This window comes from Sulfurimonas sp. (assembly GCF_014859695.1).
Classification (GTDB): domain Bacteria; phylum Campylobacterota; class Campylobacteria; order Campylobacterales; family Sulfurimonadaceae; genus Sulfurimonas.
The window spans coordinates 1-24787 of record NZ_JACUTS010000029.1 but is presented as its reverse complement, the minus strand read 5'-3'; the positions used below and the strand labels follow the sequence as shown (position 1 = coordinate 24787).

Genomic DNA, 24787 nt, shown 5'->3' with positions numbered 1-24787 from the left:
CGCTGTGAAAAAACGGTGGATATACGGGAGTTTGAACGATAATTTTATCGCCCTTTTGCGTAAATGCCTCTATGGCAGCATTCATACTCGCTACCACCGAGTGCGAATAGAGCATATCCTCTAACGCGAACTCAACACCGTGCTCGTTTTTCATCCACTCTATCTGGGCAAGAAACATACTTTGCGGCACCTCCTCATACCCTATAATTGGATGTTCCAGGCGTTTTTTTACGGCTTCAAGCACAAAACCAGGCGTATCTATATCCATATCCGCCACCCACGCAGGAAGCACATAATCGGTACCAAATAGCTTCTCTCTTAATACGTACTTCTCCGCGTTTGTCTCTTCTCTGGAAATAGATGTTGAAAAATCATACTTCACTTTTTTCTCCAAACACTAACCTCTGCGATGCTGTGCTGAAATTTTCTTGCCGTCTCTTTGATAACAAACTCCAAATCCTGCAGATGGACAAGCTCAAACTTTTTGCCCAAAATCTCTTTTAGCGTATCGATAGTTTTGACCTCTCTGCTATTTTCATCTTTGTATCCGCCAAGCCAAAACTCTTTTTTGGTTGAGCTCTCTTGCCAAGTGTATGGCGATGTTAAAATCAAGACGCCCTCACTGTTTAGTCTCTCATCTACGCTGTCCAAAAATAGTCTGGGATTGTAGAGTCTGTCTATAAGATTTGTCGCCATGACTAAGTCATAAGAGTTGAAATTTGGTTTTAGATTGCATGCATCGCCCTGCCAAAAAGAGACTCTCTCTTTTAGATTTTCATAGCCTAGCTCCTCTATGGTTACCTTTTTTTTCTGTACCAAATCGCCCTCAGTTTTTGAAGCAAATGCGATGTATCCTTCCTCTTTTAGTTTTACGCCTACACCTATAAACCTGGCAGAGAAGTCAATCCCCTCAACCTCATCAAAACTCTTTGCGAGTTCAAATGTCGCACGTCCCGTAGCACATCCAAGATCAAGCGCTTTTGTCTGCTTTTTTGCAAATTTTGAAGCAATTTTGGCACACTCAACTGCAAAGTTTTTTACGCCGAAGCTCTCATCTCCATACTGAAATTCACAGTACTGCGACACAAGTTCATCGCTCTCGTAGACATCGCTCTCTATTCTATCGTCACTGCTTGAGATAACATATCTAAAACCGGCATTTTGAAAAAAGTGTCTACGGAATGCGTAGCGGGAGTGTTTCATTATCAGGTTTCCGCTGCTTGCCCATGATGAGCCGAGTATAAGCGCGTGTCTGTTGTCAAAAGTCGGTACGGAAAAGTCATCGTATGCGGGATGAACTTCAAATCCCTCAAAACCAAATATCGGAGTTTTACTCCACTGCCAGACATTTCCGACAACATCGTATATGCCGTTAAAGCCAAACTCGTTTACGGGGCATGAACTAAAGTAGTGGTAAAAATTTAGGTTTGCCCTGCTCTCATGAAAGTCCGGAATATCCCGTAAACCTGCATGCTCATATATCAATCTATACTCTGCCTCACTCGGCAAAGAGTAAATAACTCCATCCTTTTTACCTTTGTAACGACAAAATGCCTCCGCTTCAAGCGCATTTACATCCGCAGGCCAGTCAAGCGGCATATCTATGAGTTTAGAGAGTGTTCTATATCTGTACATGCCCTCTTCTAATACCCAAAACAGAGGATGTTTTGCGCCGCTTATTTCTAAAAACTTCTTCCCCTCATCGTCCCAAAATTCGGCGTTTTCATATCCACCCTCTTTTACAAACTCCATAAATTCGGCGTTACTTACCAGATATTTTGAAGCTTTGAATTTCTCTATCGTCTCGCTGAACTCTCCGTACTCGTTATCCCATCCATAGAGATTGTGCGACTTATCTTTACCTAAAACCACATTGCCGCCCTCTATGCTTATCATCTTATTTTTTGGAGCCACTGAGCTATGCGGACAGATGTTGAACTCTTTTACCTCTTTTACCTTCTCAAGCGGCATCTGGCGGTGCAAAACAAGCGATGTCTCTATATGAATACGCTCATGCTCTATCCCCATTAAAATAATCCACATGGGAGAATCTTGCGTAATCGGGAGAGTCAACGGAAGCGAGGTGATTAGCTCATCAACGAGATTTCTAACTTTTTTGCGATATACTCTTGCCTCATCTACTTTTGGCCATTTGTAACGGCTGCTCTCCAAATCATCCCATGCCATCTCATCGACTCCCACGGCAAAGATGGACTCAAACTCTGGATTTATTCGCTCTTTGATTATCTTCATATTGATAAGTTTATTTACAAAAAATGTTGCGGTATGTCCGAAATAAAATATCATCGGATGGCGTGTGGACTCTGACTTTTGGTAGAAAACCTCATCGCTCTTTAGTACTTCAAAAATCTTCTCAAAAATATCGTAAGTGTTGTGAAAATATGCTCTTATCTCTTCTCTTTTTGCCTCTCTGTCCGTCCCGTCTAAAGTTATGGGATATAAACTAAACTTACTCAAAATATTCCCTTTTGGATATAATTTTTCTATGAAATTTTATTATAGTGAAAAACTAAGCTTATTTACAAACCTCTTGCACGCTTTTACTACAAAAGAGAGCGGCAACCTTGCATTTCATGTCGGAGATGGCGAGATAAACGTGCAAAAAAATCATGAACTCTTAGCTACGGAGTTAGGATACGAAAAAAAATCGCTCGTGCATATGAGACAGATTCACTCAGACATCGTGCATGTAGTTACAAATGAGGATTTTAAAACTCCACCTACATGCGATGCTCTTGTGACAAACAAACTAAATACTCCACTTATGGTAATGGTTGCGGACTGCTCACCGATTCTGTTTTATGATGATAAGAAAAGGGTTATTGCAGCCGCTCATGCGGGAAGAGCGGGTGCATTTCAAAATATAGTAAAAAATGTGATAGAAAAGATGCAAACGGAATTTGGCTCAGATGCAAAAGATATATATGTAAGCGTTGGTGCTAGCATAGGGGTCTGCTGTTATGAGGTTGGGGGCGAGATTTACGAGGAGACAAAAGAGAAAGGCTTAGAGTATGCTATGCAAAAAAGAGAGGGTAGATTTTACCTTGATGTCGGTAAGATTTTGCAAAAACAACTCCTCTCTTGCGGCATAAAAAAAGAAAATATCGAGTTTAGCAATGAGTGTTCATGTTGCAATACGCAGAGATACTTCTCATACAGAGCCGAGGCAAAAACGGGAAGATTTGCGGGAGTTATCCAGCTAAAAGGGTAACTTTTTTTGCAAGCTGTGCAGGCAGAAGCCCCAAAGACTCCTCTACCTGTTTCGTATTTCCGTGGGTAATAAACCTGTCTTCATACTCAAAACTTACGACCTCCACATGTAGAATTTTTTCACGGGACAAAAACTCTAAAATAGCACTGCCGACTCCGCCCATCTTTGCACTATCACTAAATACAAACCATTTTTTATGTTTTTTAGCCATCTCACGAAGCATCTCCTCATCGAGAGGTTTTACAAATCGCAAATCCAAAATGTTTACTTCAAAATCCAAAAATGAAGCGCTCTCATAAGCACGTCCTACGCCGTTTCCGTATCCTATAAACAAAATATCGCTGTTGTTTGAGCGCAGAAGCTGGGACTTTGCCAACTCAAAAGGCAAAGATTCCGGCAAAGTAGTTTGAGTAAACGAACCTCTTGGATATCTGAGCGAACACGGATATGGATACTCGGATGCAAACGCCATTGCCTGATGAAAACTCTTCTCATCACGCGGAGCAAAAAGCGTCATGTTTGGTATCGCCCTTAAAAAACTGATATCAAAGGCACCCTGATGCGTCTCACCGTCCTCTCCGACTATTCCCGCACGGTCTAGTGCAAAAACAACCGGAAGATTCATAAGGCATGTATCGTGTATAATCTGGTCATATCCGCGCTGAAGAAATGTCGAGTATATGGTACAAAAGGGCTTAAACCCCTCTTTTGCCAAAGCTGCCATTGACGTAACGGCATGCTGTTCTGCAATTGCCACGTCCCAAAATCTATCTGGATAAACTTCCATCAACTCGTTTAAGCCGGTTCCACTCGGCATAGCGGCGGTTGCTCCAACTATCTTTCCGTTCTGTTTTGCAAGGTGTAAAAGCGCCTCCGCATATATTTGAGTAGCGCTTTTTAGCGTACTTTTTTTAGCCGCATTTCCACTGCTTATATCAAAAGGTCCTACTCCGTGCCACTTCTCTTCATGCCCTTCGGCTATCTCATACCCTTTGCCTTTAATGGTTTGAACATGAACGATAACGGGTTTTTTAAGCTCTTTGGCTTTTTGAAGTATCTCTATAAGTGATGTTAGATTGTGCCCATCAACCGGTCCTATGTAGTCAACACCCATCTCTTCAAAGAGTATACCTGGAGTTATGAGCTTTAGAGACTCTTCCATCCTTTTAGCAATATATCTGGCACCATCGCCGAAATTATCTACAAAATTTTCAGTATGTTTTTTAAAATTTTGGTAAAACGGTGAAGCCATCGCGGAGCTAAGTATTCGACTAATCGCACCGATTGGTTTAGATATGCTCATCTCGTTATCGTTAAGAATAATGACCATCGGATATTTTCGCTCACCCAGTTCATTTAGCGCTTCATAAACCATGCCTGCTGTCATAGCGCCATCGCCAATCATAACAACGGGAACTCTTGAATCCTGCTCGCCTTTTAGCGCAATGGCTTTAGCAGCACCTACGCCCAAAGATATAGATGTTGAGCTGTGTCCTGCTACAAAGTAGTCATGTTCGCTCTCACTCGGTTTTGTATATCCGCACAATCCGCCGAACTGTCTTAGTGTATCAAACTCTTTCCATCTTCCTGTTAAGAGTTTATGTGCGTAAGATTGATGTGATACGTCGAATATAAATGGATCTTTTTTGGAGTCAAAAACTTCATGCATTGCTACAATAAGCTCGGTAGCACCCAAAGTAGAGCTTAGATGCCCTCCATTTTTACTCACTACTCTTAAAATCTCTTCTCTTATCTCTTTACAAAGAGTCTCTAGTTCTTTAATACTGCTTTTTTTTATATTCATAAATAAATTCTACTCACTTAATGCCGCTTTTTTTACGCGTTCAAATCTTTTTGATATCTGTGCATCTATATTGCCGGCATCACTTGTTGCTATAACTCCGCCAAGGCTTACTGCACTATCTGAGACAACTTCGACATGCGCTAATGAACCGACTGCTTGTGAAATTGCTCCATGATCTTTAGCGTTAACTCTCAATACCACTTTTGATGCGCTCTGCAACTCTTTTATAAGCTCTTTTGCCAAAGTAAAAGCTACTTTTTTCGAGTTCTCTTGAATCTCTATTTTTATAACCTCTTTTGCAATATCAAAAGCTGCACTTATTAACTCGCTCTTGATTCCCTCGAGCGCACTCTCAAATTGCTTTGCACTGTTTTCAAGCTTTGCAACAGACGCGGAGTACATAGATAAAGCATCTACCATACTCTTTTCATCCTCTTTTGCATGAAGCTCTTTGCCGGCTTCAATACCCTGAGCATAAGACTCCTCTTTAGCTTTTGTAAGCTCTGCCTTATGTTCTTCACTCATATTCTCGAGCTTCATCTGAAGTTTAATAAAGTTAGACGACATCTCATCTGTTTTTTTAAGCAGGGACTCTATTAGAGAGTCTTTTGAGTTTGAACTCATTGAAGTTGCATCAATCTCTTTTTCTGAAATCGGTTGCGGTGCCTCAACAATAGGTTTTTTTCTTACAAGCGAAGACTCAAAAACTTCATCCTGCACATCTTCCGCACCAAAAGGCAAAACCTTAAAGTTGTACTTATCTACATTGTGGTTGCCTATTCTTCTGTTGGTAATTATATTCGACAAACTATTCCACCATCTCTTCGGTTGAGCTTCCTAACTGAATCACTCCGCCCTCAGCCAGACCGTTTACTACCTCGACAATTCTTCTTTGAGCGCTCTCGACATCTTTCATCTTAACAGCACCCATAAACTGCATCTCTTCTTCAAATGCTTCTCTTGCTCTCTCACTCATAGCGCTAAAGAATTTCTGCTTGAGCTCTTCAGGAGCGCTTTTGAGACCGAGCATCAAGTCAGGCTTATCTATACTTTTTAGAATCTCTACGATTGCATTTTTATCAAGCGTCTCTATATCTTCAAAAGTAAACATCATCTCTTTGATAAGATTTGACATCTCTTCATCTCTCTCTTCAATCTTAGCCAAAGTCTCCCTTGAAGCTTTTGCCCCAAGGCGGTTAAAGATGTCTGCAACAGCACGAGGACCGCCGACTTCAACTTTGTACGAAGCAAGAGATTCAAGTTTAGACTCAAGCACTGCTGAGACTCTTTTTATAACCGATGGAGAGATATCACCGAGTTTAGCCATCCTCATGGAGACTTCGCTTCTGAGGTCATCAGGAAAATACTGCAGTGTATCGGCAGCTTCCGTTGCATCCATATGAGCTAAAATAAGCGCTATTGTCTGCGGATGCTCGTTTATGATAAAATCCGAGAGCTGTTGAGGCTTGATTTTTGAGAGATATGCAAAATTCTGAGTCTCCTGCATGCTCTTAGAGAGTTTTTCCAAAACCTTCTTAGCCTCTTCTGGACCAAGTGTTCTATAAAGCAGCTCTCTTGCGTACTCAAGACCGCCTGATGTAATAAACTGACCCGATTGAAAAATTGCGTAAAACTCTTCTAATACTGCAGTCGCAACAGATTTCTCCACGCTTTTGTTTGTGGCGATATGCTTTGAAACTTCGGTTATCGCATCAACACTCATATTTGAAAAGATGGCAGCGGTGGCATCTTCGCCTATCTGCATAAGAAGTATGGCAACCTTTTCTGATATACTCATCTCATCAAATTTCGCTTGCTGTGTCGGACTTAGATTCATCTACTTCTTACCTCTATTTAAATGTTATATCCGCTTCTTCCGTCATTAAAGCCTGAAGAACAAGCGCTACGGCTTCTGGTGACTCTTCAATCATGCCGCGAATTTTTTCAAGAAGAACATCATATTTGAGCTCATCTTCGTTAAATCCCTCTCCAAAACCAAGCTGCTCTTCAACTTTACGGCGCATTGACTGAACTTTCTCGACCAGATCTTCATCAGAATCATTTTCAATATCTAGAAGCGGCTTTCCAATATCTTCCTCTTCTTTTGAAATCTCGAGCATCCTCTGGGCAAATGGTGAGATAACCTTCTTGTAAAGAATAAAGAGCAGAAGAAGAACAAATAGATACTTAAAGAGCTCGGAGAATGGAGCCAAATATGTTTGAGAGAATGTTACCGCCTGATTTACTCTCTCTTGCGTTCTATCGATTTGAGGGAGTTTAAACTGCAGATTTTGAACACTTATCCGGTCCCCTCTCTCCTCATCTATTCCTATAGATCTGCTAACCAAAGCAGAGAGTGCCTCTAGATCAGTCTCAGACAAAGGCTCATACTCCATCTCGTTTGTAGGATTTCCATCGGCGTTTGGCTTGTTCTTGTATTTTCCATCAACCACAACAGCGGCGGTAACTCTTTTTATACGTGCAAATTCACTCTTTATTGTCGAGATTGTTTTTCCGACCTCATAATTCGTAGTACCCGTATTTTTCTCATACGTCTCTGTTGTTTGGTTACTTGAGAGTCCCTCTACCGGTCCAATATTGCTAACAGTTCCCGGTACTCCTCCAACTTCGGCAGGAGTTGAGCCCTCTCTTTTTTCTTCGCTTACCTGCTCGCTTCTGACAACATTTTCAGGATCATATATCTCAGATGTCGAGCTTTTTATAGAGAAGTCAAACTCTATTGTTACTTGAGCAACAACCTTGTCGTTACCGCCCACAAACGGAGAGATAACCTCTATAATTTTATTTTGCTTCTTCTTCTCTTCTTTTGTCTTATAGTTTTGCTGCACCGACGAGAGTTCGCCCATTTGAGCCATCTCATCTTCATCTCCAAGTGTCTCTCCGTCGCTGTCTATAAGCATCACATTTGCAGAGGTAAGATTTGCAACCGCAGAGGAGACAAGGTTTTTTATACCCCTAATCTGTTTTGTAGAGAGTCTTTTTCCCTCAACAAGCTGAAGCATAACCGAAGCCGTAGGATCCGCTTTTTTCTCAACAAAAAGAGTCTCTTTGGGAAGTGCTAGACTGACGCTTGCGTTTTCTATTGGAGCCAAGGCATTAATGGTACGGGAGAGCTCTCCCTCTAACGCACGGAGATACTTGACGTTTTGGTCAAAACTAGTTGAACCAAACTCCTGCTTGTCAAAAAGTTCAAATCCTACTCCGCTATTTTTAGGAATCCCAAGCGATGCAATAGCTATACGCTCTTTATAGACCATATTTTTAGGAACTTTTATAACATTTTTATCTAAGAGCTCGTATGGAACATTATCTTTTTCGAGCTGCTCTACAACTTTGGCTGCATCTTCAGAGGTTAGTGAATCAAAAAGGACTTCGTATTGACTTATTGCATCTTTTTTAGCCGTATAAACAACCATAAAAACTAAAAATGCAACAATACCTACAACCGCAAAACCTATAATTATTTTTTGCTGCTTGGTCAGCTTGTCATACAAAATGACTAGTTGTGAAAAAAGTACCTTAAAATCCATCAATTTCCCATTTATTATCTAATGTTACACACCAAAGCGAACGCGTCCGTTTTACTGGTAGGGACTAAAGTCCCTACAACCCCCTTAACATGGAGTATGCCATTGGTTAGCATACCTAAAAGCTACAAAAATTGTGTTACTAGCTCAAAGAAACGGCTGTTTTGCTTATGCGTGCCTACTGTAACTCTGATCGCATTCATATTATAACTGCTTAAATTTCTAACGATCATCCCCTTTTGCAAGAGCTGATTTGATATCTTTGTAGAGTCCTGTTCAGAGTTAAGACAAAGCGTTACAAAATTAGTATAACTGTTTATTATATCTATTTTTTGCTCTTTTGCAAACTCTTCATAGCGTTTCATCTGCTCAAAATTTAGAGTTATACTTTTCTCCACAAACTCCTCATCATTTAGCGCTTCACTAGCTGCCTCCAAAGAGAGAGTCGTGATATTAAAAGGCGGTCTTAACTTATAGAGCTCTTCTATTATTTTACTGTCCGCCAAACCGTAGCCGACTCTCATGCCGCCAAGTCCGTACGCTTTTGAAAATGTGCCCAGATAGATGACATTGTCAAACTGCTCTATGAGCTCTTTTGGTACTATCTCTTTTTTGCTGTCTTTATAGATTGCATACTCCATATATGCACCGTCTATCACGACAAGAGTATTCTTATCTATCTTACTTAAAAAATCATATATCTTATCTGCATCTAGTGCGTCTCCCGTAGGATTATTTGGCGTACAGATGAAGATTATCTCAGGCTTCTCTTTTTTATAAAGCTCATAAAACTCATCTAAATCATGCTCTTGAGAAGCTGTTCTTATAACCTCTGCACCTACATGCTTAGCATATATCTCGTACATGGCAAAAGTGATATAGTTCATCAATATTTTTGAGCCCTCATGCGCCTTTGCATGAATGAGAAACTCTATAACCTGATCACTTCCCGAACCAATAATCACGTTGGGGTTTTGCACCCCATATCTCGCGCTCAGAGCATTTTTGAGCTTTATCATAGAATCATCAGGATAAAGTGACATCTTTGGCAAAATAGCCGCCACTGCTTCAATGACTTTAAGCGAACACCCTAATGGATTCTCATTTGATGCAAGCTTTACAATCTCCTTAGGCTCTATGCCAAACTCTCTTACAACCAGCTCTATGGGCTTTCCAGCTTCATATGTTTTAATATTTTCTAAATTTTTATTAAATTTCAATCTCTTCACCTTTTACATAACTTCCCAACCAAGTTACCTCATCTTTATGTTTTTGCAGTACTTCTTGAATATTTTCATCATCTATGTGTCCATAAAAATCCATAAAAAAGAGATACTTAAATCCGCCTTTCTCTTTCAGAGGACGAGACTCTATTTTTGAAAAATTTATCTTTTTCTCATCAAAATCTTGGAGAAAGTGAACCAATGAACCCGCTTTTATCGAATCTTTAAGTCTTACTAAAATGGATGTCTTATCATCCTCGCTCTTTTCATTTTTAAAATCACTCAATATGACAAAGCGTGTTTGAGAACCTATATCATCTTCGACATGATCAAACATCGTCGGGACGCCGTAGAGCTTTGCTGCTATATGGCTGCAGATAGCAGCGGCATTTGGATTCTCGGCTGCCATTATAGCGGCCTTTGCCGTCGATTCGACAGGAATCTGCTCAACGTTAACTAAATTGTGCTCCTGTAAAAACTCCCTACACTGCCCAAACCCTTTATCTTTTGAGTATATTTTTGTAATTTGGCTCAGTTTTTTTGCTTTTGTCGCAAATGACATATGAATAGGCATATAGAGTTCAGCAACAATCTTAACCGGGCTTTTAGCAAGCAAATCGAGCGTCTCTCCGACAACACCATCTCTTGAATTCTCAATCGGAACAACGCCGAATTTTGCTCTTTTTGCCTCAAGTGTCTTAAAAACAGAGTGGATTGAGCCAAGAGAGAGATAGTCGCTCATAGCACCAAAACGGCTCTCAGCTGCTTGATGCGTAAAGCTCCCCTCTGGACCGAGATATGCAATGCGCTCAGGAAGTTCAAGGTTTCTTGCAACTGCAAAAATCTCCAAAAATACAGCCTCGATTGCCGCCGCATTTAAGGCGCCCTTTTGCTCTATGCTTTTTTGTGTCAATCTTTGAACAATCGCTTTTTCTCTCTCAGGTCTATAGATGGCCCCGTCACTGTTCTTTTTAATCTCGCCGACATGTATGACAACCTCCATTCTCTCATTGAGCAGTCTTAATATCTCATCATCAATGGCATCTATAGCACTTCTACACTCATCTAAAGTTTTCATAGCGTCTCCAAAATTTCTTGCATATCAGCATAAACTGCGTCCGGTCTTAGCTCCTCTTTTAAAAAAGGAACTATCTCCTCCGCGCTCTTATACTTTCCGCTTGTAACAAACACTGTTTTCATTCCAAGCTCTTTTGCTCCGCCCAAATCGCCTTTTACATCATCGCTTATTATAACTATGTCGCTAAACTTTGCATCTTTTTGCTGCTTTTGTATTGCCGCTAATGCCTCAGTGTAAAAAGATATACTTGGTTTTCCTACAACATCATAACTACACGAGGTTGCAAATTGAAGCATCTTTAAAATCGCCCCCACACCTGGGTATCTTCTGTTGTTTTTAGCATATATTGATGTCTCATGCATCCCCACCAAAGAGGCTCCGCTTAGTATAAAGTCTATCATCTGCGCATACTCATCGGCAGAAAAATCATCTTTAATGGCGATTAAAACAGTCTTGGGATTTTCATAATTTAACATGTAGCCCATTTTTTTTAAAACTTCCAAAAACTCTGCTGCACCGTACGCGGCTACCGAATCTTTTTGCACTCGTGACTCAAGGAGCATAAGAGGGTCAAGATAGCGATAAAAATCAAAATTAAAACCTCTTGAGAGAAGAAAGTTGTAAAAGTCCAAAGATGCTTTTTTTGTGTTGTTCGTAATAATCATGTATGGGATTTTCTTCTTATTTAACATGTCGATAAACTCAATGCTTCCGCGAATGGGAGATTTATCTTCGTCGCTGATTAAAGTACCTTGAACATCTATAAAATACAAAACACCTTCCTTAATATTTTTTGAGCACGGTTTCTGTGCGTGAGCCTTCTGCTGAAGAAAACTCAGCGTTAGCGTAAGATAATGGGCTTTGCTCATTATCTGTACAAATTATATAAAATCTTTCTCTAATGCTACAAGATCTTCAAACTCTTCACGTCTGCGAATAAGTTTTGCCGCGCCGCCTTTTATAGCAACTTCGGCACTTCTGCCTCTTGTATTATAGTTACTTCCCATCCCAAAACCGTAAGCTCCTGCGCTATGCACAACAAGTAAATCATTATGCTCTAAAATCGGCAGTAAACAATCTTTTGCAAAAAAGTCGCCGCTCTCACAAACAGGACCGACTACATCTGCCTCGCTAAGGGAGCTTTTACTCTCTGTAATCGCCTCTATTTTATGATACGCTTTATAAAGGCTTGGACGAAGAAGATCGTTCATGCCGCCGTCAATTACGACAAATCTTTTTGCTCCGTTTTTCTTCTCATAAAGCACTTTTGTTAAAAAATACCCGGCATTTGCAGTTAAAAATCTTCCCGGTTCGCAAATGACAGTCAAATCAAGTCCCCTCAGAGTTCCCAATATTGCCTGTGCGTAATCATAAGGTTTTATAGTCGCCTCATCTTTGTATGTAACGCCCAATCCTCCGCCTATATCAAAAAATTTCAACTCTATCTTTATATTTTGAAGTGAGCGGACCATATCTGCTACAATCTCTGCAGACTCATATATTGGCTTCAGTTCCGTAAGCTGAGAGCCTATATGGAAATGAATTCCGACCGGATCTAAATGCTCCGAGTTGTTTGCGCAAATATACATTCTCTTTGCAGTGTCAATGTCAACTCCAAACTTGTTATCATGAAGCCCTGTAGAGATATATGGGTGTGTCAAGGGGTCTATATTTGGGTTAACGCGTACGCTGATTCTGCATACAGAACCAAGCTCTTTTGCAATAAGCTCAACACGTCCAAGCTCCGCTTCGCTCTCTACATTTATGTAGAGTATATCTTTTTCTATCGCTTCACGTATCTCCTCATCACTCTTGCCAACACCTGAGAAAATAATCTTATAACTTGGGATGCCTGCCAAAAATGCACGGCGAACCTCGCCTATAGAGACACAATCAGCACCGCTTCCCAGTCCTGCAAAATGGTTAATGACGCTAAGGTTGGAGTTTGATTTTATGGCATACGCCAGAAGGGATTTTCTGCCTTTAAAAGCCTCTTTAAGCTCTTCATACTGCTTCGTCATATAGTCTAAATCATATATATAAAGCGGTGTTTTGTATTTGGATGCAAGTTCTCTAAAATTGATCATAAAAGTCCCGAATATTTTTTAGGGCATTTTATCCAAAAAGTACTTATATTTTTGTTATGTTGCTAGGCGATATCTTCTCCACTGCCTTAGAGCTATCAAAAAGAGAATAACCACAGGAAGTATAATGCCCGCTTCACTTGAGAGCGTTTTATGACTTGAGAGCTCAATAAGTGCAAACAGAACCGCCCATATGATGAGTGATGATATTATTGCAGCAAAACTAAAGAGCGAAACATTTAAAAATCTCACACTTATGGGTACAAAAAAGAAGATAATAACAACAAGGCTCGGTACAAAAAACGGATATATAAAAATTTTATAGAGTGAACTCTTGACAACATCGGTATTTATTTTTTGATCACTCAAAAGCATATACGCATCAATTGCATCTTTTATGGTGAAGTTCACCTTACCCTCATAAACTTGGTCTAACATCTTTGGGCGAAAGTCTTGAAGAATTCTTAGATTTTGCTCTTTTGTAACCCTTATCCCTAACGAATCAAAATGGATTTTATCAGGTTTGGTAATAATATCCGCCGCATTTATATGCCATGCATCATTTAAGTAGCGCGCTTTTTTAGCGACCAAAACCTCTTTTAGAGAGTTGTTGCTAAAACTAAACACTCTTATATCTTCGGCACTCTCCTGCAGCGGCAACATCTTTGAAAAATAGACAAACTTATCTTTATATGTAAAAAAGAGATCCCTTGTAGGGCTTAAATATTGAGCATTTTTACGAATATTTTTCGCCATTTCATCTGCTCTTGCAAAGTTTGATACCGAATGCAGGGAGATAAAAATAAGAATCGCAACGGTAGAAACCACAACAAAGGGTCTAAGAATATCTACCCTCGAGTATCCCAAAGAGTAAAAAGAGACTAAAGCGTTTGAGCGGATAAGAAATATTTTTGTGCTAATCATTGCAAAAATAAGCGAAAGCGGCAGAAGCATATCAATGGCAAAAAATATTTTATAGACAAAATAGATAAGAAGAAGGTTTGCGGATATATCGAGCTTTTCAGCACTTCCCATATAGTCAAATCCGACTAAAAACATCACAAGCGCACTTAAGATAATAAGAAAATATTTTATGTAATGAAGAGAAATATATTTAAATGCCGCCATTGTATGCAAATCCAGTTAATAGTTTGGTGCTATTTTAGCTGAAATTTTTTAATTGTATGTTTAGCACTTACATCTTCGAGTGAATGCTCAAGCAAAGACTCAACTCCTTGGCATGCAAGAGAGACCCACTCACTCAGATACTCCTGCTCCTCTTTATTGAAATCACTTAAGACATAAGAGACCACTTCGCCTTTATGCTCAGGTTTTCCTATACCCATTCGGACTCTAATATAATCACTTGAGATATTTTCATCTATGGATTTAAGCCCGTTATGTCCGCCGTGACCGCCGCCTCTTTTAAAACGAAGCGTCCCAAATGGCAAATCTAAATCATCATGTATTACAACTACCTCATCAATTTTATAAAATTTCTTAACAGCCGCAATTGAGATGCCTGATAGATTCATAAAAGTTAACGGTTTTAATAAATAATGATTTGAAAACTTGAACAGTTCGCCGTTAAAAGAGGACGATGAGAGTTTTTGAGCATTAAACCTTTTAACAAGCTCGTCAATAACCATAAATCCTATGTTATGACGAGTCTTTTCATACTTCGGACCAGGATTGCCTAGACCGACTATTAGCATGACTACTTAGCTTTAATTACACTTAGTACAGATACACGATCAGCATCTGTAAATGTTACATTTGGAATCTTCTCAATGTCACGAAGCATTTTTGCATCGCCTACGTCCATATTTGCAACATCAATTTTAATGCAGCTCGGAACGTTCTCTATTGTAGCTTTTACCCTTAAACGAGGCTTTGAGATGTGCATAAGACCTTTATTTTTAAGTCCTATCGCATCACCTTGTGGAACAACCGGTACATGGTAGTGTGTTAAAACACCCGGTTGCGCTACCATCAAGTCTACATGTAAAAGTTTCGCTGTTACAGGATGTGCTTCATATGATTGAACAACAACGTTCATTGTTTTTCCAGCTATAGAAACCGGAAATGATAAAGAATCTTTATTACGAACAGTACGGATATATTCATTCTCTTTGAATGCGGCATGAAGATTTTCAAGCCCTTTTCCGTAAATGTTTGCAATTAGATAACCATCGCGGCGAAGCGCTTTCGTGCCTTTTTTGCCAATACTCTCTCTAATAATGCCTTCTAACATACTAAATCCTTAATAAAAAATGTTTGGAATTATACATTTTTAAGCTTTAAGTGCAGTTAAAAGTTATTTTAAATCAAAAATATCTTCATCACCTCCGGCATTGCCATTTTTCTCCGGCTTATTATGCACATCTGCAGCTTTGCCGCTGTTTAGCCCACTCATTTTTAGCTCAAGGTCAGCTGCGCTTGTCGCATAATCTTTTGCTCTTTCTTTTGTAATGATTCCCGCATTGTAAATATCAAGGATATGTTGATCAAAACTTTGAGACTTGTAATGTTCGCGCCCTTTTTCTATCGCTTCTTTGATCTCATAATCTCTGTTTTCCAAAATCAGCTTCTCAATAGTTGGAGTTTTTACAAGTATCTCCATCGCTGCAATACGTTTATCATCTTTTGTAGGAATAAGTCTTTGGGAGATTACGCCCTTTAGCACTCCCGCAAGAGAGAGACGAACACGGTTTTGCTCATCATTTGGAAAAATTGCAATAATACGGTTAATAGTCTCTTTTGCATCCAGGGTGTGAAGCGTTGAAAATACTAAGTGTCCTGTATCGGCAGCATGAAGTGCGAGCTCAATAGTCTCACGATCTCTCATCTCTCCCACAAGTATAATATCCGGATCCTCACGCAGAGCAGCCCTTAGAGCTCTGTCAAAAGAGAGCGTATCTTGACCAACTGAGCGCTGATTGATGATGCATCCTCTATCTTTATGGACAAACTCAATAGGGTCTTCAATAGTTATAATATGCTTTTTTTGCGTTGTATTAATCTCATGTATCATAGCCGCTAACGTCGTTGATTTACCGCTACCCGTTGTTCCCGTAACCAAAACGAGCCCGCGCGTCTCTTTAGTAAAAGTTCTAACCATTTCAGGATAATTCATCTCATCAATAGTCGGAATAGTCATGGGGATTACACGAAATACAAAAGAGGGACCGTCTGTTTGAAAAAAGATATTTACACGAAAACGGTTGCGCTCATCAAACTGATAAACCAAGTCGACCTCTTTATTCTCAACCAACTCCGCATATCTGCCTCTCAGTATCTCTTTTGCGAGGATCATAGCATCGTCATATGAAAAAATGCTTCCTGAAAATGGGATTATTGTTCCATTGATTCTCGCTCTAATAACACCGTTTGACTTAACATGCAAGTCACTTCCGCCGTTTTCTATCAGTTTTTTAAGGTACGCCCTAATCTTTTTTATCTGATCAAACGTTAATTGACTCACATCTACTTCATTTCTATTTTCACTCATAATGACTCCAATATATCTTTAAATGCCTCTTTAAAAGATTTTAATCCATCAGATATCTGCTTGTCTAATACAGAATCAAAATCTATGCCTAAACCTTCGACTTTTTCAAAATGTTCCTTTATGGTATGGGTTGCAATTGGTAAAGCGCTCTGCTTAACTCCATTTTGATGAAACGCTTTTATCGTATCTACTGGAGCCGTATTGATGCTGTTGTATGCCAAAAGTCTCTCTACGTAGTAGTGAGGAGGCAGCGAGTCATCCTTTACTCCGGTGCTTGCAAAGAGGGTTCTACAGCCTTCCACTTCCATTGATTCAACTTCAGAGTAGATATCGGCACTGTTGTAGATTCCGCTAAGTGCAATCTCCACACCGCCTTTTGCCAACTCTTCATCAAGCGCTCTGTCAATCCTGCTTACAAACACGCTTATAACGGTGTCAACCTTTGCTCCATGTTTCGCCAGTCCCTCTCTAAATGCCTCTGCGCATGAGATAGCCTGCTCTTTTTTAAATATCAGGGTTGCATTTACCGGTATTCCGCTTCCTACGAGTTCTCTCATAGCTATATAGCCGGCCCCGGTTGCAGGAACTTTGATCATTACGTTTTTGCGATTTATCTCAGAGTATAATCTTTTTCCCTCTTCTATCGTTGCATCGGCATCGTCGCAAAGATATGGATCTACCTCTATACTCACATAACCGTCATCATTTTTCTGGTACAAAGGCTGCAGTATGTCTGCTGCTTTTTGTATATCGTAAATCGCAAGAGCTTCATACTTCTCTTTTGGCGATAACAAACCGAGTGTAGAGAGCTGCTCTTTATAGGCACTTGAAGTAAGTATTGCACTTTTAAAGATTGCAGGATTAGAAGTTGCACCGTTCACAATACCACTATCAACAAGCTCTTTAAACTCTCTATCTAGGTAATCCCTCTCAATAAAATCGGCCCACAAAGAGAACTTCAAATCTTTTAAATACATCTACAAACCTTAAGTTGTTTTGGTAAATTATATCTCAAAAATTCTCAATTTATTTTAAACAATCTTTAAAATGCTCTTTTTCTTCATTTAGGCAATATTTTTAGGAATTTCAACTATAAAAAGCGACCCCTCTTTGGATGTCTCTACATCTATTTCACCGCCGAACTGCTTCTGTATAATCATCTGGCTCATGTAAAGACCCAGTCCGGTTCCGTTCTTGCCTTTAGTACTAAAGTAGGGTTCAAAGAGGTGCGGTAGATTTTCGCTATCTATCCCGCCTGCATTATCCTCTATGTATATAAAAACCCTCTCTCCTACTTTTTTTGCACTTATCTTGATAAAGGATTCTCTTTTCTTAACTTCATTATGCGCATCTATAGCATTGTTTAAAATATTGAGCACAACTTGAACAAGCTCGTTTATATAGGTTTTAACCTCTATGTCTTCGCTTTTGCTCATAGATATTTTTATTCCCCTATCGCTTACTCTTGACATCGCAAAGTTTAGAGCCCTTTGAAGCAGATCGTGAATCTCTATAGTATGCATCTCTTTATCAGGATGAAAATAGGTTTGGAAATCATCAATCGTATCGGATAGGTATATGATAGTATCGCTAATATTGCTTAGTGCATCATCGATATCTTTGTCGCTTCTATTGTGCTCAAGGAGCTGTTTAAACTGCAGATTTGCGATTTGGAGTGTAATTGTAGAGAGTGGCTGTCTCCATTGGTGTGCAATCATGCTTATCATCTCGCCCATAACGGCCTGCTTTGACTGAGCCTCTAAAATCTGATCTTTGCTTCTTAACTCTTCGAGCTTCTGCTCAACTTTAAGTTCAAGCAACTCATTTAATCTAGTAAGTTCTGTTGTTTTATCTTTTACCTGCTTTTCAAGCTCAGAATTAAAGCTTCTCAACATATTTTGCTGCTCTATGATGGTAAATCTTGCTTCATCTATCTTCCTCTGATAAAAGTAGATAATAATACTGATTATGACCAAAACAAAAGAGATATAGGTAACCTGATACATGGTGTACTTTATCTCTACAAAATTTTGCAGGGGCGCTATAACAAGCATAAACAGAACAAAAACAAGCCAATATACCGCATGTATACTCTTTTGAAAATACAGAAGTATAATGGGGTAGGTAAATATCCAGAGATGTTTAAGTTCATTTGGTTCGCCGACATAAATAAGAAACAGAAATAAAAACGTATATTGCAGCGTCATGGAAGTTGCAAAAAACTCAAAAAAGTTACGATACTTCCTAAGAGCAAAAAACATTATAAAATTCATAAGCAAAAGAGCAATCTCTATAGGAATAAAGCCGGAAATATCTCTTACATAATTTCCAATTATGCCGTATATCAGCCCGCCTCCAGAGAGCAAGATACCGATGTTTACCATCTGGTATCTGTTTTTTAACTCCTGCTCTTCCTCGCTGAAATCCCATCCGCTTGTAAAAAAACCATCTAGTTTAAGCATTGATTTACCCCTCTTTTATGGCAGATAAACTTTATTTAAAAGCTCTTCATACTCACTTTTTGCATCGCTCTCCAGAGTTATGCCTCCGCCGCTTTTATATATATAGCCATCTTCTGTTTTCTCGACAAATCTTATCATAACCGCACTATCAAATGTTTTGCCGTCATACACACCGAAAACTCCGCTAAAATAGCCTCTCTCATACCCTTCAACCTCGTCAATAATATCTAGCGTGCTCTTTTTTGGTGCTCCGCTTATACTTCCTGCAGGCAAGAGCGTTTTTAAAATATCCCCGATTTTTGCATGCCAGTCGCTCCCTACATCTCCGCTTATATGTGAGCTTACATGTAGAAGCTCTTTATCTCCCGCCTCTATTTTTGTTATGTATCTAAACTCCTCAACCTTGACATCTTTTGCCATGATAGAGAGGTCATTTCTTAGTAGATCTACGACCATTACATGCTCAGCCATCTCTTTTGGACTGTTTAAAATAAGTTCTTTGGCATTTGGTATTGAGGCATCGATTGTCCCCTTCATAGGGAAAGTGGCTATCTTTGTCCCTTTTATTGAAACAAACTGCTCAGGAGAGAAACAGACAAACTCATCTCTGTATCTAAGTTTGTAGCGTGCATTTGCATATTGAAACATCTCTTTTAGACTCATCTCGCTCTTAACATTTGTAGGCTGTGTGAGATTTAAAAGATAAGTATCACCCGCTTTTATCCTCTCTATTACCGAGTCAAATTTTTTTTTATAGTCGCTAAATGGAATGGTCTGCTTATCAAAAAAGTCCGCGTGAGGTTTTGGGGAGTAGTTTTTTGTAGTGGAGTACTCAACGTCATGCGAGTCAAGGTCGCCAAGAGGGATGACTTTTAGATTTTTTGCCCCAAAGTCGGATATAAACAGAAACGGCTCCCTTTTTTCTCCCAGAGAGTTTAAATCATCAAACGTCATAAATGAGTTTTTTAAGCACTGCCATTCTGATTGCCACGCCGTTTGAAACCTGTTCTAAAACCTTACATCTCTCATCAGCCAAAAGTGCGTCGCATATATCTATATTTCTATGCGCAGGTCCCGGGTGAAGCAGAACTATGTCCCTATCTCCCAAAAGCTCTGTCGTTATGCAGAAATCGCTTGCATAATCTTTTAAAGATGCGTAGGTCTGTGACGAGTGTCTCTCGGTCTGTGTTCTCAAGCTCATAATAGCGTCCATTTCATCAATGATATCTTTTAAAAAATGGGTGCTTCTTAATTCTGTTTTTGGCAAAAACTGCGGAGGAGCGACCAAAATAACCTCCATACCGAATCTGCCAAGTATCTCAATATTGGAGTTTGCAACTCTTGAGTTTTTTATATCGCCCACAATCGCTATCTTTTTTCCTCTTACATCTCCAAAATGCTTCTTAAGCGTAAAGAGGTCCAAAAGTGCTTGGGTTGGATGAGCATGAGCACCGTCTCCCGCATTTATAATCGAGGCGTTGGTGTGGTTTGAGAGGATTTTAGGGACACCGGAATTTTGGTGCCTGACAATAATCGCATGCGGACTCATAGCATCCAAATTCATTGCCGTATCTACGAGTGTTTCACCTTTTTTAGTAGAGCTGTTTGCGACATCAAGATGCACAACTTCCGCCCCAAGCCTCTTTGCAGCTATCTCAAAAGAGCTTCTTGTTCTTGTTGAGTTTTCAAAAAAGAGTGTGACTATAATCTTATCTTCTAAAATCTTCTCAAGCTTGCTGCCATCTTTGATTTTTTGAGCAAAAGACTCTGCATCTTTTAAAATTGTCTCTATCTCTTTAACCGTAAAATCTGCAGTCGTAGTTAAATGTTTCATAACGCTCTTTTTTTAAATAGTTTACAAATTATACAAGACATCACATATAATATCAATATCACGACCGACTTTTAAGACTTTAAAACCGGTTTTTAAAAAGTAAGGCTCGGATATTTTAGAAAAACTCTCATCATCCTCTTTGCAGTTAAATGCCACTACATGCTCTATTTTTTTATCTTCAAGAGCTTTTTTGCTAAGGAGTGTATCGTTTATGCAGCCTAAAGAGCAGTGAGTCACAAGAAGAGCTTTGGCATCAAGCAGCGAAATCAGATCAATCATCATATACTTCTCATCAATGGGAACATAAAGTCCGCCAGCACCTTCAATGATGATAACATCACAAAAAGCTTCCAGCTCCTCTATTTTTTTCAATATTTTTTTCAGATCAAGCGGCGTATTGTTTGAAGCAATATATGGAGCTGCGGGCATCTCATACATGATTGGCACAATATCTTCGGCTTCTAAGTGCCACAGCTTTGTATTTAACTCTTTTAGAGTCTCTAAAAGTTCCTCAGCGTCCTCTGCATACCCGCCAACTACACCGGTTTCTATCGGCTTAATGACGCCTACTTTAAGACCACGAGAAGCATACTCTCTAAGAAGCAGTTTTGTCGTGTATGTTTTACCTATGTTTGTATTTGTGGCGGTTACGAAAATTCGTTTCGTCATAGTTATCTCTATTTTGTTATAATTTTCAACTATTAAAGGCAATTATTATAGGAAAATTATGGCAACAAATACAGGTTTAGAGACCATCGACGAGATATCGCTGAAATATCCTAAAAAATATAAAGTATTTATTTTAAATGACGACTATACTTCTATGGACTTTGTTATAGACGTACTTATGAGCGTATTTCACAAAAGTTTTGACGAGGCAGAAGCAATTATGCTTGAGGTTCATAAAAAAGACAGGGGTGTGTGCGGAGTTTACACTCACGAAATCGCACAGACGAAGGTAATGCAAGTACATAAAAGAGCCAGAGAGAGCGGGTTTCCTCTCAGAGCTGAGATGGAGGAGGAGTAGTGATAAGTTATACGTTAAACGAGGTTTTTCAAAAATCTATTCTTTATGCAAAAGAGCTTAGACATGAATATATTACCATTGAACACGTCTTCTATGAGATATTAAACTCTGCCGAGGGTGCGAAAATAATATTTACATGCGGCGGAGATGTCGATAAGATGAGAGAGCTTATGAAAAACTATATAGACTCAAACATAAACACTCTACCGCAAAACATAGAAGAGGAGCCCTTTGAGAGTATTGCGCTCTCAATACTGATTGAGAGGATGATAAAACATATTCAAGGCTCAGGTCAGCAGAGTGCCGACATAGGAGACCTGCTTGTTGCCATCTATGACGAAGTCAACTCATTTGCCTATGCGCTCCTAAGAGAGTCTCATATCTCAAGATTGGATATTTTAGAAACTATTTCACATAAAAATGAGAAAGAGAACTTAAAAGAGGGTGACTCCTATCTTGAAAAATACTCTATAAATCTGCTTCAAAAAGCAAAAGGGGGGAAAATTGACCCTGTTATCGGCAGAGATGACGAGATACAAAGAGTCACACAAATTTTATGCCGCAGAAAGAAAAACAACCCTATTTTAGTAGGAGAACCGGGTGTCGGAAAAACTGCTATTGCGGAGGGTTTGGCACTAAACATAGTCGCCGTCAAAGTTCCTGCCATCATACAAAATACAGAGCTTTATGCGCTCGATTTGGGCGCAATGCTTGCAGGCACAAAATATAGAGGAGATTTTGAAAAACGCTTAAAAGGCGTTATGGATGAGCTTAAATCCATTCCAAATGCCATCCTTTTTATTGATGAGATTCATACACTCATAGGTGCAGGTGCTACAAGCGGAACGATGGATGCGGCAAACCAGCTAAAACCTGCCCTTGCATCCGGCGAACTAAAATGCATGGGAGCTACCACTTTTGCAGAGTACAGAAACGGGTTTGAAAAAGACAAAGCGCTTAGCAGAAGATTCTCCAAAGTCGACATCAATGAGCCATCAGCTAAAACAACATATAAAATATTAAAAGGGTTAAAGAGCAAATATGAAGAGCATCACAATGTGACCTTTACGGACAGAGCCCTCAAAACTGCTATTGACCTCTCCAAAAGATATATTACCGATAAATTTTTACCCGACAAGGCAATTGACCTCATTGATGAGACCGCAGCATCTTTTCATCTTAAAAACAAGAAAAAAAGAGTAGTAGGCGCGGCAGATATTGAAAATACCATCTCAAAAATAGTGGGAATTTCAAGCTCAAAAGTAACAAATAACGAAACACTCTCTCTAGCTAATCTAGAGGAGAATTTACGCAAAAAAGTAATCGGACAGGACAAGGCAGTTGCAGAGGTAGTAAAAGCCATAAAAATCTCCAAAGCCGGTCTTACTCCGCAGAATAAGCCTATTGCTTCATTTCTATTCTCAGGACCTACGGGCGTTGGTAAAACTGAGCTTGCACTCTCTCTTAGCCAAACACTCGGCATAAATTTCGAGAGATTTGACATGAGCGAATATATGGAGAAGCATGCTATAAGCCGCCTAGTCGGAGCACCTCCGGGCTATGTCGGGTATGAGCAGGGCGGATTGTTAACAGAAGCGATAAAACGACACCCTTATACGGTCTTATTGCTAGATGAGATAGAAAAAGCACACCCTGATTTGGTAAATATTTTACTTCAAATCATGGATAATGCAACTCTTACAGATAACAACGGTTACAAAGCAAATTTTCAAAATGTTATTCTCATCATGACATCAAATATCGGTGCGACAGCCAGAAATGTCATGGGATTCAACAAAGACAGTTCTCTCTCAAAAAATGAGGAGTTAAAACTCTTTTTTACTCCCGAATTTAGAAACAGACTTGATGCCGTTATAGAGTTCTCTAAACTAGACATCGAGGTTGTCAAAGGCATTGTAGGAAAATTTATAGGGGAGCTAAATAGTGACTTAAAAAAGAAAAAAATCACTATCGCTTTATCTCCAAAAGCTGTAGAGTTTATTGCCGAGAGTGCTTACTCTCCTGAAATGGGTGCTAGACCTATAAAAAGGTACATCCAAGATAATATTATAAATAAACTAAGCGATGAGATACTCTTTGGCAAATTAAAAAGTGGTGGAAACGTCAATGTCTCTTTTAACAAAAAGTTGATTTTAAAATTCAAAGAGTCTGTCGTTTGAATATACCAAAACTTTCAAAATATGACCTCTCTTTTCCTAATCCAAACAGCGCAAATAAAGAGGGGATAGTCGCATGGGGAGGCGATTTAAATCCCTCTAGGCTTATTCGTGCATATCAAAACGGTATATTTCCATGGTACTCTAAAGACGACCCGATTATATGGTGGTCAACCGACCCTAGACTCATCATGGAGTTGGATGATTTCAAGCTTAGGCGCTCTCTAAAAAAAAACATAAAAAAATTCGATTATAAATTTGATACAAACTTTATAGAAGTTATAAAGCAATGCAGCTCTGTAAAAAGAGAGAAACAAAACGGCACTTGGATACAAGATGATATTGTAGAAGCCTACAGCGTACTTCATAATATGGGAGTAGCACATAGCGTTGAGAGCTATAGAGATGGAAAGCTTGTAGGTGGGCTGTACGGCGTTGTAGTTGGAAGACTTTTTTGCGGAGAGTCAATGTTCTCGCTTGTAAATGATGCTTCAAAAGCGGCATATGCAATTTTAGTAAAGCATCTGAAATATTGGGGTTACGACTTCATTGATTGTCAAGTTCCGACAGATCATCTCAAAAGCTTAGGTGCAAAAGAGGTAACAAGAGAGTATTTCTTAGAGAGATTAAAAAAAGTAAATATGCATAATATTAACCATAGATGGGATATTGAAAAATCAATAGTAGAAGAGTAGAGAAGCTAATATAAGATTATAAAAGAGTGTTTGAAATTTTTATGATTTGTTAGGATTGTAATAAGAAATGATCAACTAGGCAGCGACCTACATTTCCACACCTGAAAGATGC

22 protein-coding genes and 1 pseudogene are annotated in these 24787 nt (G+C 39.3%); 4 read left to right on the top strand and 19 right to left on the bottom strand.

Features of this window, described 5'->3' with window-relative positions; all coding sequences use genetic code 11:
- Together IBX42_RS06855 and ovoA are read right to left on the bottom strand one after the other, a co-directional pair.
- Nucleotides 1–382 (bottom strand): annotated as a pseudogene (locus tag IBX42_RS06855) (aminotransferase class I/II); the annotation flags it as partial.
- Nucleotides 379–2478 (bottom strand): 5-histidylcysteine sulfoxide synthase, encoded by a 2100-nt coding sequence (gene ovoA / locus IBX42_RS06850; RefSeq protein WP_294930777.1) that lies wholly within the window; start codon nt 2476–2478, stop codon nt 379–381. The gene ovoA and the pseudogene IBX42_RS06855, both read right to left, overlap by 4 nt.
- A gap of 28 nt (nt 2479–2506) precedes the next feature.
- Here ovoA and pgeF point away from each other — a divergent pair, with 28 nt between their 5' ends.
- On the top strand, nt 2507–3232 hold the full coding sequence (pgeF, locus tag IBX42_RS06845; protein ID WP_294930776.1) for a peptidoglycan editing factor PgeF: 726 nt from the start codon (nt 2507–2509) through the stop codon (nt 3230–3232).
- On the opposite strand, the gene dxs is transcribed toward pgeF, so the two are convergent.
- The 17 genes from dxs to bioD all read right to left on the bottom strand — a co-directional run bounded on the left by dxs (nt 3213) and on the right by bioD (nt 21445).
- Entirely contained in the window at nt 3213–5036 is a 1824-nt protein-coding gene (gene dxs / locus IBX42_RS06840; protein WP_294930774.1) for a 1-deoxy-D-xylulose-5-phosphate synthase, read from the bottom strand. The genes pgeF and dxs overlap by 20 nt on opposite strands.
- A 9-nt stretch (nt 5037–5045) precedes the next feature.
- The gene (gene fliH / locus IBX42_RS06835) at nt 5046–5843 is read right to left on the bottom strand and encodes a flagellar assembly protein FliH (protein WP_294930772.1); all 798 of its coding nucleotides are present in this window, start codon (nt 5841–5843) and stop codon (nt 5046–5048) included.
- A gap of 1 nt (nt 5844) precedes the next feature.
- Nucleotides 5845–6873, bottom strand: a complete 1029-nt coding sequence (fliG, locus tag IBX42_RS06830) for a flagellar motor switch protein FliG (protein WP_294930771.1) — start codon at nt 6871–6873, stop codon at nt 5845–5847.
- A gap of 13 nt (nt 6874–6886) precedes the next feature.
- A complete protein-coding gene (fliF, locus tag IBX42_RS06825) occupies nt 6887–8587 on the bottom strand; it encodes a flagellar basal-body MS-ring/collar protein FliF (protein ID WP_294930769.1) in 1701 nt (566 codons plus the stop codon).
- 122 nt (nt 8588–8709) lie between these two features.
- Complete coding sequence (gene hisC / locus IBX42_RS06820) at nt 8710–9804, bottom strand: histidinol-phosphate transaminase (protein WP_294930767.1); 1095 nt, start codon at nt 9802–9804, stop codon at nt 8710–8712.
- Entirely contained in the window at nt 9794–10885 is a 1092-nt protein-coding gene (gene pheA, locus IBX42_RS06815) for a prephenate dehydratase (protein ID WP_294930765.1), read from the bottom strand. The genes hisC and pheA overlap by 11 nt, the downstream gene beginning before the upstream one ends.
- Nucleotides 10882–11658 (bottom strand): HAD-IIA family hydrolase, encoded by a 777-nt coding sequence (locus IBX42_RS06810; RefSeq protein WP_294930763.1) that lies wholly within the window; start codon nt 11656–11658, stop codon nt 10882–10884. The genes pheA and IBX42_RS06810 overlap by 4 nt, the downstream gene beginning before the upstream one ends.
- A 108-nt stretch (nt 11659–11766) precedes the next feature.
- Nucleotides 11767–12972, bottom strand: coding sequence for a diaminopimelate decarboxylase (gene lysA / locus IBX42_RS06805; RefSeq protein ID WP_294930760.1), 1206 nt, complete (start codon nt 12970–12972; stop codon nt 11767–11769).
- Between the two features lie 54 nt (nt 12973–13026).
- Complete coding sequence (locus IBX42_RS06800; protein WP_294930758.1) at nt 13027–14097, bottom strand: LptF/LptG family permease; 1071 nt, start codon at nt 14095–14097, stop codon at nt 13027–13029.
- A gap of 29 nt (nt 14098–14126) precedes the next feature.
- Entirely contained in the window at nt 14127–14684 is a 558-nt protein-coding gene (pth, locus tag IBX42_RS06795; protein WP_294930755.1) for an aminoacyl-tRNA hydrolase, read from the bottom strand.
- Between the two features lie 2 nt (nt 14685–14686).
- Entirely contained in the window at nt 14687–15223 is a 537-nt protein-coding gene (locus IBX42_RS06790; protein ID WP_294930752.1) for a 50S ribosomal protein L25/general stress protein Ctc, read from the bottom strand.
- Between the two features lie 63 nt (nt 15224–15286).
- Nucleotides 15287–16480, bottom strand: a complete 1194-nt coding sequence (locus IBX42_RS06785) for a PilT/PilU family type 4a pilus ATPase (RefSeq protein WP_294930749.1) — start codon at nt 16478–16480, stop codon at nt 15287–15289.
- A complete protein-coding gene (locus IBX42_RS06780; protein WP_294930746.1) occupies nt 16477–17457 on the bottom strand; it encodes a transaldolase in 981 nt (326 codons plus the stop codon). Before IBX42_RS06780 ends, IBX42_RS06785 begins: the two co-directional genes overlap by 4 nt.
- Before the next feature lie 87 nt (nt 17458–17544).
- A complete protein-coding gene (locus tag IBX42_RS06775) occupies nt 17545–18942 on the bottom strand; it encodes an ATP-binding protein (protein ID WP_294930743.1) in 1398 nt (465 codons plus the stop codon).
- Nucleotides 18943–18957: 15 nt separating this feature from the next.
- A complete protein-coding gene (locus IBX42_RS06770; protein WP_294930740.1) occupies nt 18958–19896 on the bottom strand; it encodes an aminodeoxychorismate synthase component I in 939 nt (312 codons plus the stop codon).
- Nucleotides 19886–20776: an aspartate carbamoyltransferase catalytic subunit gene (locus tag IBX42_RS06765; protein WP_294930737.1), complete on the bottom strand. Its 891-nt coding sequence runs from the start codon at nt 20774–20776 to the stop codon at nt 19886–19888. The genes IBX42_RS06770 and IBX42_RS06765 overlap by 11 nt, the downstream gene beginning before the upstream one ends.
- A gap of 21 nt (nt 20777–20797) precedes the next feature.
- Nucleotides 20798–21445, bottom strand: a complete 648-nt coding sequence (gene bioD, locus IBX42_RS06760; protein WP_294930734.1) for a dethiobiotin synthase — start codon at nt 21443–21445, stop codon at nt 20798–20800.
- A gap of 58 nt (nt 21446–21503) precedes the next feature.
- Here bioD and IBX42_RS06755 point away from each other — a divergent pair, with 58 nt between their 5' ends.
- Genes IBX42_RS06755 through aat form a run of 3 tightly spaced genes read left to right on the top strand, consistent with a single transcriptional unit; the run spans nt 21504 to nt 24675 of the window.
- Nucleotides 21504–21803, top strand: coding sequence for an ATP-dependent Clp protease adaptor ClpS (locus IBX42_RS06755; protein ID WP_294930731.1), 300 nt, complete (start codon nt 21504–21506; stop codon nt 21801–21803).
- Nucleotides 21803–23983 carry an ATP-dependent Clp protease ATP-binding subunit ClpA gene (gene clpA / locus IBX42_RS06750; RefSeq protein ID WP_294930728.1) on the top strand — a complete coding sequence of 727 codons (2181 nt, stop codon included), beginning with the start codon at nt 21803–21805 and terminating at the stop codon, nt 23981–23983. Before IBX42_RS06755 ends, clpA begins: the two co-directional genes overlap by 1 nt.
- Nucleotides 23980–24675, top strand: coding sequence for a leucyl/phenylalanyl-tRNA--protein transferase (aat, locus tag IBX42_RS06745; RefSeq protein ID WP_294930724.1), 696 nt, complete (start codon nt 23980–23982; stop codon nt 24673–24675). Before clpA ends, aat begins: the two co-directional genes overlap by 4 nt.
- The last annotated feature ends 112 nt before the right edge of the window (nt 24676–24787 follow it).

Coding starts and splice junctions, on each gene's coding strand:
- pgeF (WP_294930776.1), top strand. CDS start 2,507: ATGAAATTTTATTATAGTGAAAAACTAAGCTTATTTACAAACCTCTTG.
- dxs (WP_294930774.1), bottom strand. CDS start 5,036: ATGAATATAAAAAAAAGCAGTATTAAAGAACTAGAGACTCTTTGTAAA.
- fliG (WP_294930771.1), bottom strand. CDS start 6,873: ATGAATCTAAGTCCGACACAGCAAGCGAAATTTGATGAGATGAGTATA.
- fliF (WP_294930769.1), bottom strand. CDS start 8,587: ATGGATTTTAAGGTACTTTTTTCACAACTAGTCATTTTGTATGACAAG.
- pheA (WP_294930765.1), bottom strand. CDS start 10,885: ATGAAAACTTTAGATGAGTGTAGAAGTGCTATAGATGCCATTGATGAT.
- lysA (WP_294930760.1), bottom strand. CDS start 12,972: ATGATCAATTTTAGAGAACTTGCATCCAAATACAAAACACCGCTTTAT.
- IBX42_RS06800 (WP_294930758.1), bottom strand. CDS start 14,097: ATGGCGGCATTTAAATATATTTCTCTTCATTACATAAAATATTTTCTT.
- pth (WP_294930755.1), bottom strand. CDS start 14,684: ATGCTAATAGTCGGTCTAGGCAATCCTGGTCCGAAGTATGAAAAGACT.
- IBX42_RS06790 (WP_294930752.1), bottom strand. CDS start 15,223: ATGTTAGAAGGCATTATTAGAGAGAGTATTGGCAAAAAAGGCACGAAA.
- IBX42_RS06785 (WP_294930749.1), bottom strand. CDS start 16,480: ATGAGTGAAAATAGAAATGAAGTAGATGTGAGTCAATTAACGTTTGAT.
- IBX42_RS06780 (WP_294930746.1), bottom strand. CDS start 17,457: ATGTATTTAAAAGATTTGAAGTTCTCTTTGTGGGCCGATTTTATTGAG.
- IBX42_RS06775 (WP_294930743.1), bottom strand. CDS start 18,942: ATGCTTAAACTAGATGGTTTTTTTACAAGCGGATGGGATTTCAGCGAG.
- IBX42_RS06770 (WP_294930740.1), bottom strand. CDS start 19,896: ATGACGTTTGATGATTTAAACTCTCTGGGAGAAAAAAGGGAGCCGTTT.
- IBX42_RS06765 (WP_294930737.1), bottom strand. CDS start 20,776: ATGAAACATTTAACTACGACTGCAGATTTTACGGTTAAAGAGATAGAG.
- bioD (WP_294930734.1), bottom strand. CDS start 21,445: ATGACGAAACGAATTTTCGTAACCGCCACAAATACAAACATAGGTAAA.
- IBX42_RS06755 (WP_294930731.1), top strand. CDS start 21,504: ATGGCAACAAATACAGGTTTAGAGACCATCGACGAGATATCGCTGAAA.